The sequence below is a fragment of the Bacillus sp. FSL L8-0193 genome (assembly GCF_037976065.1).
GTDB classification, from domain to species: domain Bacteria; phylum Bacillota; class Bacilli; order Bacillales; family Bacillaceae; genus Bacillus; species Bacillus paralicheniformis.
On sequence record NZ_CP150261.1, the window covers coordinates 3,430,985 to 3,442,899 of the forward strand.

Here is an 11,915-nt window from a genome sequence, read left to right on the forward strand (position 1 = left end):
ATTAGCCTACTCATGATAGAAATCCAGAGCCGCCTGAAGCGCATTTCCCGGCGATACTGAAGCACCTGTGCGAATGAGAACCGCTTCGAGAGCAGCCAATGTAAAAAGAACATTTTCTTTTCGGCAGCTGTACCCCATTGTCCCGATTCTCCATATCTTTCCGGCCAGCGGTCCGAAAGAGCTGGCGATTTCGACGCCGAAGTCGTCAAGCATCATCTTCCTGACAAGGTCCGCGTCAACCCGATCAGGCACTTTCACACAAGTGACGGTCGGCAGCTTTTTCCGGCCTTCCGTAAACAATTCGAGACCCATCGCTTTGATGCCCTTGATTAGCGCTGCTTCATGCAGCCGGTGTCTTGAGAACCGCTCGCGGAGCCCCTCCTCAAGAACGACCCGCGCTCCTTCACGCAAACCGTACAGCATCGAAGTCGCTTCTGTATGATGATTGAGGCGCCTCGGGCTCCAATAATCCATCAGCATGCCGAGGTCAAAATAATTGCTGGAAATCGGCAAGCGTCCTGTTTCAAGCTCGATATCTTCTCTTGTGGCAATGCCACGTTCTACCTTTTTCCTTTCATTGATGCGCTTTTCAACCCGGCTGTTAAATGTGATCGGCGCCATCCCGGAAGGAACGGATAAACACTTTTGCGTACCTCCGACGACCGCGTCAAGGCACCATTCATCAGTATTGACATCCGTGCCGCCGATCGTAGCCACCGCATCGACTACACAAAGCACATCAAGCTCCCGGCAGGCCCGGCCGATTTCTTCAAGCGGCTGAATGCATCCCGTTGACGTCTCGCCGTGCACAACCGCGACGATCTCCGGTTTCGTCCGTTTGATTTCGGAGATGATATCTTTCGGTTCAAAAACGTCTCCCCACGGGCATTCCATTGTATAAACATCAGCCCGGTACCGTTCGCAAATTTCGGCCAGCAGATAGCCGAACCGTCCGAAAATGGGAATGAGCACCCGGTCCCCCGGTTTGATGAGACTGGCAAGGACGGCTTCAAGCCCGGCCCGCGATGTCCCGTCTATCGGAAATGCCCATTTATTTGTCGTTCGGAAAATCTGCCGGAGCAGCGCCATGACGTCATTCATCATGTCTGTAAATGCAGGATCGAATTGTCCCAGTACAGGTGAGGAAAGCGCCCTCAGCACTCTCGGATGAACCTCGACAGGACCGGGAGTCATAATTGTCCGTTTCGGAATATTCATTTCGCCAATTGTCATGTGAAGAAACTTCCTTTCTTTTTTCTTGTTATATTTCTTTACAACTCTCTATATAAATACAAGTTTACTGGTAACATGAAAAATAAACATCGGCATAAATGTCACAAATCCGCTCATTTTTTGTTGATAATGACTAAAATGACAAAGGAGGTCTGTACAGATCAATGAATATCTATGACATGATGAAACTCCCCGTGTTTAAAGGCGCAACGCTTGCCGCCGGAAAAACGGGAGGGACCCGGAACATCGAACACATCAATATGATGGATGCGCCAGATATTGCCGATTATCTGCATCACGGCGAGCTCCTCGTCACGACCGCATACCATTTAAAGGACCGGCCTTTTTTATTGAAGGAATTGATTGAAAGGATGATCAGGCGGGGCTGCGCCGGACTCGGCATCAAAACGCGCTTTTTGCAGAAAATACCCGACGAGGTGATCAAGCTTGCCGACGAGCGGTCATTTCCGATCATCGAGCTAAATAAAGATGTCCGCCTCGGTGATATTGTCAATCATACACTGAGCCATATTTTGGACAAACGGACGGCAGAACTCGAACAGGCCATTACCGCCCAAAAAAAGTTCACAACCCATATTATGAGCGGAAAAAGCATTCAATCGCTCTTGCATAACGTCTCTGCTGTTTTGAAGCTTCCCGTTCTTCTTTTCAATCAGCATCTCAAGCCGATCGCCTCCTCAAAAGCGGATGCCGCCGGGACGCTGTCGCATTATGAAGGAATATTTCAAAAAGGAAACAGGACGGGGCTCACCTGTTTTTCAACGCTTCCCGACAAACAAACCTATTCGGTATTTCCGATCTATACTCATGAAAAAAAATGCGGCTTCCTCGTTGTCTGCGGGATGATTTCCCCTTCAGACAAAGGCTTGCTGTTAACCCTCGAACAAGCCGCCAATGTCATCGCCTTTGAGCTGCTGAAGGAAAATGCGCTCAAACAATATTTGCGAAGAGCACGGAACGAGTTTTTCAGCAATTTTTTGGACGGCGCCTTTTCCTCTGCTGAAGAAATTAAAAACCGGGCCAAAGAATTTCAGCTCAAGTGGGATCAAAAATATGTGTGCATTGCGGGCAAATTGGACCGGCGCGAAAAATCGCTCAGCTTCACGGAAAATCAGCTTGAATCAGATTCCGTGTTCGAACGCCTGGAAGAAGAGCTGGTTGACTTTCCGTTCCCTCCGCACCTTTTCACAAAGGGAAACGTCTGCTTCCTGCTGGCCGAAGCGACGGACAGCTGGGCTGAACTGAATGCAGACGTCGGCGGATTTTTAAAGACGTTTCAGCGTCATGCTGCGGAGCACTTTCAGCGGACAATCTCTTTCGGAATCAGCAACCTCAGCCATCAGCTGAGCGACGTTCCGCACATTTGCAAAGAAGCCGTCGACGCGCTCCACTCCGGCCATTTGTCCGGCAGCACAGAGTTCATCCAGACGTACCATATGAAAGACGTCTCTGAGCTTTTGCGCATGATTCCGGCTGATGATTTGAAGACATTTTACACGCATGCACTGCATCAGCTTGCCAGCCTGCCGAAGGATGACCAGGGGCTCCTGCAAACATTGTCCGTCTATCTGGAAACGCACTGTCAGATTTCTGAAACGGCCAAGCGCCTGTATGTCCACAGAAACACAGTCATCTACAGGCTTGAAAAATGCGAAGAATTGCTCGGGAAAAGCCTGAAAGATGCGGACACAACCCTGCGCTTGAGACTGGCGCTCAGAATTCAAATGCTGCTTGGATTGTGAGAAACTCCAACAGCAGCAACCGGAGAAAGTTAAGCCATACCGGCATTGCTGATGATTAGACATTCACCATAGAAAAAAGCCGGCATATGTGCCGACTCCCTTATACTTTTTCGGGAATTGCGCGCGTCTGCTGCTTCCGCCCCCAGCTGACTGCCGCCAAAAAGCTGAGCACGAGAACGACCGCACCAAAAATATATGGAATTTCCACGTTCACATCGAATAACAGACCGGCCACCGTCGGTCCGACAATGTTGGCAAGGCTCATAAACGCATTGTTCATGCCTGCGGCAAAGCCCTGTTCATCACCGGCCATTTTTGAAATCAGCGTATTAATCGCCGGACGGAGGATGGACGTCAGCATGAAGAAAACAATTGTTGCACCGAAAACGAGCCAGTACGAACCGGCAATCGAGCAGACGGCAAGCGCTGCGGCTGAACCGATCAGCGTCATGTTCATCAGCTTTTTTTCGCCGAAGCGGTTCGTCAGCATCCCGAGGGCCACCGCCTGGACGAACACGCCGATCAAGCTTGCCGCTGTAATGACAAAGGCAATGTCTCCCGGTGTAAAGCCGTGCTTATGATCGACATAAAGGCTGAATACCGCCTCAAAATTCATGATCCCGAAGTTCAGGATGAACACGAGGACAAACAGAAAAGCATACGGCGATCGCAGCGCGCGCGCCATTTGCTTAGGAAGCGGTTCGCGCTTTTGAGCGGAGCGGCGCTTTTCAAGCATCTTTTCTTGACTGAGCGTTTCCGGGAGGACAAAAAGCGATAAAACCGTCGCCAAGCCGGCTAATCCTGCTGACACGTAAAACGGAAAAGTGAGCCCGTACGCAGCCAAATATCCGCCGGCTCCCGGACCGATGACAAAGCCGAGAGACATCGCGGCGCTGATCAGCCCCATCCCTTTGCTTCGATCCTTTTCCGATGTGATGTCGGCGATGTAGGCAAACATGGCCGGCACCAAAAACGCCGCTCCCGCTCCGCCGAGAAGGCGGGAAACAAACAGCAGCCACATCTGGCTCGCCAAGGCGAAAAGCAACTGGGAAACCGCAAACGCACCGATGCCTAAAATGATCATTTTCCGTCTTCCGTATTTATCGGTCATTTCCCCGGCAACGGGCGAAAACAGCAGCTGGGTAATTCCCGAAGCCGCAATCAGCAACCCGAGCGTGCTGCCTGACGCGCCGAATTCTTCTATAAACGTAGGCATGAGTGGAATAATCAAGCCTATACCAAGCATAACGATGAACACGTTCAGCATGAGAATATACAATCTGGCCATTTTTTTCATCCGCGGATACCTTCCTTAAAGCCCGATAATACCGGACAATCTTAAATTCGATCAATTACTAAATTAGTATATCCACAGATAGGTTCAAAGTCTAGTTTTTTCATATTTTTGCATATTTTCTCTTCTGAAGGAATGATGGGAAAATAAAAAAGCGGAGGATTCCCCCGCCTTTTTATCCATTTACGACCAGCCGACAGCGTTAGCAAACAGCAGGAAAAGCACGGCCGCTCCCATCCAGAGGCAAAACAGCGGAAGGATGAATCGCAGCCACTTGTTCCAGGCAATCCGGCTGATCGCAAGCGTCGCCATAAAGTAACCCGATGTCGGAAAGACGATGTTTGAAAAACCGTCGCCGAATTGGAAAGCCAGAATTGCCGTCTGCCGCGTAATTCCGACAATATCAGCCAAAGGCGCCATAATCGGCATCATTATTAAAGCCTGTCCGCTTCCGCTTGGAACAAAAAAGTTAAACAGCATCTGTGTGAAAAGCATCGCCGTAACCGTTAAATAAGAAGGAAGCTGTGAGACCGCATGAGACAAGCCGTAAACAATCGTATCCATGATCTGTCCGTCGGCCATAACGACCGCAGCAGCTCTTGCAATGCCGCAAATCATCGCCCCGACGAGCACTTCTTTAAAGCCCTCATTAAAGGACTCGGCAATGTCTCTCGAGCTCATGCCGGCAATGTAAGCAGGAATGATGCCGAGCGCGAGGAAATAGCCCGCCATTGTCAGCATATCCCACCTGAAATAAATGACACAGCCAATCAAGCCGGCAAACAACCCAAGCGCCGCGATACCGGCCCATTTCACCCGTCTGCCTGCTTTAAAAGCAGGCACCGCTTCTACTGCTTCTTTCCCCGTCAGGCTTTTTTCAGGATGCGCCCTGACCTTTTCCGCATATTTGAGCACATATACAGCGGCAATCGCCGTAATGACAACAAAGATGACCGCCCTGTACCCCATCCCTGAATAAAGCGGGAGACCGGAAATCATTTGTGAGGTTCCTACGGTAAAAGGGTTTGTCAAAGCGCTCGTAAAGCCGGCGATCGTCCCGCACAACGCAATTGCTGCTGCTGTCATCCGGTCATATCCGAAAGACAGCAGCAGAGGAAGAATGACAGGGACGTAAACGATGGAAAGCTCAGGCGTCCCGATAAAACAGGAAATGCCGGAAAAAACGAATATTAAGACAGGTGTAACGAAAACCGGTTTGTTCCTGAACTGATCCGCCAGCAGACGGACACCGAGCTCAATGACAGACGCTTTCCGCAGAACGGCAAAAGCGCCGCCAATCACAAATGTAAACACGATAATCGGGGCCGCTTCTGTCATCCCTTTCGGAACAGCCGTAAGCAACCCCAAGATATCAACCGGCGTCTGTTCGATCCGTTTGTAGGACGCCGGATCAATCATTTCCCTGCCGTCCGGACTTTCCACCCGTTCATATTCGCCCGCCGGAATCACATATGTCATAAGCGCCATTAGACCAATCATGACAGCCAGAATGACATAAATATGCGGAAATTCCTTTTTGCTTTTTTCTTTCTTGTTCACGTCTTCTGTTTTGTAAGCCGGCATTCCCATTTTCGATCATCCCCTTTTCCATGTTAACTTTTTTAACATATTAAATGATTACAGCATTAATCGCATTGAAAAACCCTCTAAATTTCAGCATGTTTTCAGTTAAAATACCTAAATCTACACGGCCAATCCAGAAAATCGTCATATTTTCTATCAAGTATTAAGCCGACAATCTCGACTGTTCCTTTTCTGCATTTTCATGTAAAGTCATAAGAAAGATCAGCATGTAAAGGAGAGAGTTCACATTGCAACAGTGGATTAAAGAAGTCGCAAGAGGAAAAAGGGGCGCCCGCGATTTAACTTACGAAGAGGCCAAGCAGGCTGCAGAAGCGATCGTTACGGGAAATGCCAGCCCCGTCCAGACCGCCGCATTCTTAATAGCGGAGCGGATGAAAACAGAGTCCCCTGAGGAATTGCTCGCGTTTACCGAAGCATTGCGGAACAGCTCGAAAACATTGAACCTTTCCAAAGCTGTAAAAGATGCGGTCATCGATTTTGCGGGACCTTACACAGGAAGACATTCTTTTTTAGCAACCATTCCCGTCTCGCTCCTTCTCGCAGGAAACGGAGTCCCCGTGTTTCTCCACGGCAGTGATGCATTGCCGCCCAAATATGGAACGAGTGTAAAAAATGTCCTGGACAAACTCGGAATCCCCTCTGAGACTGATCCTGCGCAAACGGCACACTCACTGGAAGAGGCCTCAATCGGATTCGCATCCGCCGAAACATTTTGCAAACCGTTTGTTCGGATGAGGAAAATTCGCGAAGAGATCGGCGTCCGCACCGTGCTGAATACAGCTGAAAAACTGGTCAACTTCTCTGATGCCGACAAGCTCATGATGGGCGCGTTTCACCGGACGGCCATTCAGAAAATGCATCCCGTTTTTCAGCACTTGACGTACAAAGAAGTGTTCATTGTCCAGGGGGTGGAAGGCTCGGAAGACGTACCGGTCCACAGAGGCAGCTTTGTGTTTACGATAAAAAACGGCGTGATCGATTCCTTTATATTAAAGCCGGAAAAATTCGGGCTTTACGCAGATGAAGCAAAGCTCAACAAACCGCTGTCTGCTGAGGAACAGGCGGAAAAAATAACGGCCGTTCTCGCCGGAGATGAATCGGCCGATACCGAATACGAAAGAAAACAAGTCATCATGAATACCGCATTGCGCTATTATTTGTTCGGACACTGCGCGGCCATTGAAGAAGGCGTCCGAACGGCGGAAAAACAGCTGAAAGAAAAAGCCGGCCTGGAAGCCCTCGAGAGGTGGAAAGCTTCATTTACAAGACCGTAAGAAAACCGTAACCAAAATGATATTTCTTTTTCATGAAAAGATTGGATAATGGAAGAAATGAAAAGGAGGGAATCGAAAGATGAACCGAAAGTGTCTCATACCGTTTATTTTGATGCTGTCAGCGATGTGCGCGCCCACCCAAAACGCAGAAGCCTTCCAGTTGTTTTCCTTACACGTCCAGCCCCATCAGTCCTCGGCTCCGGCGGATTACTATGAACAGGCGCAAGGCAAAACAGGCGAAGCTTTAAAACAAGCGCTTCACGACACAATCGACGATCATAGAGAGCTTTCTTACAGCGAGGTATGGGAAGCGCTGAAAGCAACGGACGAAGATCCGGCCAATCGAAATAACGTGATTCTCTTATATTCCAGAGAGTCGCGCTCTAAACAGGCGAACGGGGGGCAAACTGGCGATTGGAACCGCGAGCACGTATGGGCAAAATCGCACGGTGATTTCGGAACAAGCAAAGGACCCGGAACAGATTTGCATCATCTCAGGCCCAGCGATGTGCAAGTAAACGCCGCCCGCGGAAACCTTGATTTCGACGAAGGCGGCAGCCCCTATCCCGGTTCTCCCGGAAACCGCTATGACGGCGATTCCTGGGAACCTGACAAAAGCATTAAAGGCGATGTCGCCAGAATGATTTTCTATATGGCGGTCCGCTATGAAGGGGACGACGGCCAGCCGGATCTTGAAATGAACGACACAACGAACAACGGATCTAAACCGTACCACGGAAAAATGTCGGTTTTATTGAAATGGCACCATGAAGATCCTGTCGATGCCCTTGAAAGAAAGCGGAACGACATCATCTATCAGCAATACCAGCATAACCGCAATCCATTCATTGATCACCCTGAATGGGCGGAGGATATTTGGGGCTCAGGCGTTTTGAATTGAACAAAAAAAGCGCCTGCCCGGCGCTCTTTTTTTAAACCTCTCTTTTTTTGTTCAGCACACCGATTTTAGGGCCAGTTCAAATTCATGGTATCCCGCGCGCCTGCAAATATTGGATTCAAGCGCTTGTCAAAACGTCTCCTTCTTCAGCATGTCGAGAATGTCAAACAGCGTATGTTTGATGACAAATTTGCGATACTCAGCGGAACCCTGCGCATCGTCCAAAACAGGGCCGGGAAAGCGGCTGATCGCCTTTTCCACCCTTTGATCTACAGGGAGCGATTCGTCATTCAACGCAGATTCCACTTCTGATGAACGAAACGGAAAAGGGCAGACACCGCTAAATGCACAGCGGACGCGTCCGTCTATTTCAAGAGCTGAAATCGTCGCCAAAGGATATCCCGTATCCCATTGCTGCCTCACTTTTATGCTTGCAAAAGGCTGATGAAGATAGCGCTCTTCAATCAAAAGGAAAATGAGGATTTCTCCCTTGTTCAGCTTCAGCTGCTGATCGAATACGTCGTGAATCAAATAGCGCTTTTCCCCCTTGTCTCCGATCGTCACCACTTTGCTGTCGGTTAATAAAAAAGGCAGCACTGCTTCGCGGTAAAAGATCTGCCCGCAAATATTGCCGCCAAGCGTAATCTTATTGCGCGCCGTATGGTCGGCCACTTCCCTTACCGCTTTGCTCAACAATGGAAAGCCGCCGTTTTCCGTGATCTCTGTCAATGTTAATGCTGAGCCTAAAGCGAGGTGGCGCCGTTCAAATTGCAGAGTTCTGCACTCAGGTATGTCTTTAATATCGATAACGGCATTTGGATGAATCACACTCAGCCGTCCTGGTATCAAATGTTCTGTTCCGCCGGAAAAATAAGCCGGCTTTTTGCCCTTGCGCTCCAAGCTTTGAAAGAGCTTTACCGCTTCCTGCGCAGATTGGGGCCTGTAATACTCAAAGTCAAACTGGATCATGGCGACCCTCCTTTTACTTTCCAAATTTGTTCGGGAATCAGAGGCGGCCGATTCAACCGAACACCTGCCGTTCAAAAAAACCGGCATGCACTACGAAGAAAGTCAGATGGTTTTCTCAAAATTTTCCTCCATGGATTTATATTGAAAAATTTTCTATTTTAAAACTGTAAACAAGAAAAAAGTTCACTCTAGCTTCGAGTGAACTTTTTTTGCAACATGATTCAACTTTCAAGCGCGCCGGCCGGATCATATAAAGCGATATCAAGCTCAGGCTGTTCTCCCAAGGCGAGTCTTGCCAATTCCGCGCCAAGGTAAGGACCTGACGTGAGCCCTGAAGCGCCAAGGCCGTTGGCAACAAGCAGCCCGCAAATGTTCGGCAATGAGCCGATCACGGGGAGAAAGCCTGGTGTAAACGGCCTGAATCCTACACGCGTCTCAAGCAGCTCGCTCAATTCCAAACCCGGCGCAACAGCAAGCGCCTTTGAGAAAATTTCGTGAAGGCCGCCAGCCGTTACCCGAAGATCATCAAGCTCCGCTTCATTTTCGTGAGTAGCGCCGGCAACGATCCGGCCGTCTTCAAATGCCAATATGTATTGGTCATTCGGAGGCATCACAACAGGCCAGCTGCCGGTATCCGCCTCCGGAAGACGAAGATGAACAATCTGCGCTTTTTGGTGGCTGACTGAAAAACGCACGCCGAGCGGCTTCAAAAGCTCGTCCGCCCAAGCGCCCGCTGTGACCAGCACCTGATCAGCGTATATTTTTTTGTCAGCTGTGGAGATCCCTGTTACCCGGTTTCCTTCATAGAGCAATGAAGCGTTTCCGGCAACAACTGAAGCTCCGTATTTCTGTGCGGCATTCACAAGTGAGCGGCGGAGCAATTTTCCGTTTACGCGCGCGGCGCCGCTGATATGAACCGAGCCGTACCCCTCTGCCAAAGGCGGAAATAAACGCTTCGTTTCCTCATGGGATAAACGGGTGATCTCGCCGATTTCAGGCGCATCCTTGCGCCTGAGATGCGCCCGTTCTTCCATTTTCTCCAGCTTTCGCTCGTCTGTATGCAAGCTGATAGCGCCTGTCCGTTTATACCCCGTCTCCGATTCTCCGTCAGCTTCAAGCTGCTTGATTAAATCGGCGTAGTACGCCGCTCCGCCTTTTGCAAGCTTGTACCATGCCTGGTTTCTGCGCTGCGAAAGCCAGGGGCAGACGATTCCCGCCGCGGCATCTGTAGCCCTTCCCCGCTCTCCGCGGTCAATCAAGGTCACTTCCGCGCCCTTTTTTGCAAGATGATAAGCGGCAGAAGCGCCGAGGACGCCCGCTCCGACTACAATAAAAGATTTCATGATAAACACCTTTTTCATTTCTGTTTATTTACAAATATAACGGATCACATCGATGGAACACAACCTAACCAACGGCTACCGATATCACGCCAAGCACCATAAAGACAGCCGCGACAATTCTAAGCCGTCCGAAACCTTCAGACAACAGAACCGCCCCCATCACCGTTCCGATTAAAATGCTGATTTCCCGAACCGGTGCCACATAGCTGACCGGAGCAAATACCATGACACTCAGCGCCAAAATATAAGCCAAAGAGTTAAAAACCCCCACCCCGACAGCTTCCATCCGGTGATGCTTCCACTCAAAGCGGACTTCGCTCCAGCTTTTCGCGGCAAAAGGAGTCAATATGATCAGACGGCCGAGCGTATTGCAATAATCAAGCAGCAACGGCGGAATGAGAAACCGGCTGACCGCTGCTTTATCAAGGAGGGTATATGCGGCAATAATACCGCCGACCGCCAGCCCGTAAAGAACCGGTGTGAGCGAGCCTGATTCTTTTAGCCGCTTGACTCCCCCTGTGAAAAAAAGAATGCTGATCACAATCAAAAGAATCCCTGTTATTGCGGGCAGCGTCAATGACTCGCCAAAAAAGGCGACCGCCAGCACACAGGTGAGCAGCGGGCCAGTTCCTCTCGCAATAGGGTAGACGAGGGAAAGGTCGCCCTTTTTGTACCCTTTTTGAAGAACAAGAAAAAAGCCCAAGTGTGCAAGGATGCTCGCCATGATAATGGCAAGCTGCCAGATGCCGATCTCAGGCTTTTCATATATGACAACACCTATGGCCAACGGCGTGTAGACAACGGCTGCAATCGCTGTGAACAGCCAGATAAATGGAACGCCTCCATCGGCTTTTTTTGAAAGGTAGTTCCATGATGCATGGATAAATGCAGAACATAATAATACACAAAAACCCACGGCAGTCATTACACAGCCCTCCGTTCATCATAATGGAGCTCAATGTTTGATGACAATGTAGCGCTTCAATTCCCCATGCCATTTCTTTCCTTTAACAGCATCCACCCAGACGTCATACTTGCCCGGTTTCAGCTTTTTCGTCGGGAAGCTCACCCGAAAATGAGATTTTCCGCGTGTTAAATGAACATCTCGATAGATCAGGACAGTTCCTTTTTTATTGATCAGCCGGACAGCGATCATCGTTCCCGTAACAGGACTCTTTCCAGTGACAACGATCGAAGTGGCTGATTTCGTATATGTATTGGCATCCGTCCTGAATTTCACCGCGCCTTTGGAAGGCATAGCAAAGGCTTCTGTACTCCCGGCAAATGCGGCCAGCAAGAAAACAGCGGCTGTCAACACAGCCTTTTTCAACATTTTCACTGGTCATATCCTTTCTTATACAGTATGAATGTCACATGCTATACCCTTCATTATACATGACAATATGATCTAATAAAGATATTTTACAAGAAGATCCTGTTCTTCTTTTAATGGATAAATACTGTATAAGTGGGTGAAAGGAGGTGATTTAAATGTATGAAGCTAAGGTGAAAAGATTAAGACAGGTATACAAATTG

Annotated in this window: 10 protein-coding genes; 3 read left to right on the forward strand and 7 right to left on the reverse strand. The window is 49.3% G+C overall.

Going from position 1 to position 11,915, the window contains the following annotated elements; translation table 11 throughout:
* Positions 1-6 precede the first annotated feature (6 nt).
* A complete protein-coding gene (locus MHH76_RS17325) occupies positions 7-1,233 on the reverse strand; it encodes an alanine--glyoxylate aminotransferase family protein (protein ID WP_025809814.1) in 1,227 nt (408 codons plus the stop codon).
* Positions 1,234-1,397: 164 nt separating this feature from the next.
* Between MHH76_RS17325 and MHH76_RS17330 the strand changes: the two genes are divergently transcribed.
* Complete coding sequence (locus MHH76_RS17330; protein WP_025809816.1) at positions 1,398-2,996, forward strand: PucR family transcriptional regulator; 1,599 nt, start codon at positions 1,398-1,400, stop codon at positions 2,994-2,996.
* 100 nt (positions 2,997-3,096) lie between these two features.
* Here MHH76_RS17330 and MHH76_RS17335 read toward each other — a convergent pair whose 3' ends face one another.
* Entirely contained in the window at positions 3,097-4,293 is a 1,197-nt protein-coding gene (locus MHH76_RS17335) for a tetracycline resistance MFS efflux pump (RefSeq protein WP_020452856.1), read from the reverse strand.
* Positions 4,294-4,473: 180 nt separating this feature from the next.
* Positions 4,474-5,880, reverse strand: coding sequence for a TIGR00366 family protein (locus tag MHH76_RS17340; protein ID WP_025809819.1), 1,407 nt, complete (start codon positions 5,878-5,880; stop codon positions 4,474-4,476).
* Between the two features lie 242 nt (positions 5,881-6,122).
* On the opposite strand from MHH76_RS17340, the gene MHH76_RS17345 reads away from it, so the two are divergent.
* Both MHH76_RS17345 and MHH76_RS17350 read left to right on the forward strand, forming a co-directional pair.
* Positions 6,123-7,169 carry a glycosyl transferase gene (locus MHH76_RS17345; protein WP_025809821.1) on the forward strand — a complete coding sequence of 349 codons (1,047 nt, stop codon included), beginning with the start codon at positions 6,123-6,125 and terminating at the stop codon, positions 7,167-7,169.
* Between the two features lie 79 nt (positions 7,170-7,248).
* The gene (locus MHH76_RS17350; RefSeq protein WP_020452859.1) at positions 7,249-8,070 is read left to right on the forward strand and encodes an endonuclease; all 822 of its coding nucleotides are present in this window, start codon (positions 7,249-7,251) and stop codon (positions 8,068-8,070) included.
* 126 nt (positions 8,071-8,196) lie between these two features.
* Here MHH76_RS17350 and MHH76_RS17355 read toward each other — a convergent pair whose 3' ends face one another.
* The 4 genes from MHH76_RS17355 to MHH76_RS17370 form a co-directional block, all read right to left on the reverse strand.
* Positions 8,197-9,036 carry an FAD binding domain-containing protein gene (locus MHH76_RS17355; protein ID WP_023856203.1) on the reverse strand — a complete coding sequence of 280 codons (840 nt, stop codon included), beginning with the start codon at positions 9,034-9,036 and terminating at the stop codon, positions 8,197-8,199.
* Between the two features lie 221 nt (positions 9,037-9,257).
* Positions 9,258-10,379, reverse strand: a complete 1,122-nt coding sequence (locus tag MHH76_RS17360) for an FAD-binding oxidoreductase (RefSeq protein ID WP_043054463.1) — start codon at positions 10,377-10,379, stop codon at positions 9,258-9,260.
* A 64-nt stretch (positions 10,380-10,443) separates the two neighbouring features.
* A complete protein-coding gene (locus MHH76_RS17365) occupies positions 10,444-11,304 on the reverse strand; it encodes a DMT family transporter (protein ID WP_020452862.1) in 861 nt (286 codons plus the stop codon).
* A gap of 30 nt (positions 11,305-11,334) precedes the next feature.
* Positions 11,335-11,718, reverse strand: a complete 384-nt coding sequence (locus MHH76_RS17370) for a hypothetical protein (RefSeq protein WP_023856206.1) — start codon at positions 11,716-11,718, stop codon at positions 11,335-11,337.
* Positions 11,719-11,915: the final 197 nt, after the last annotated feature.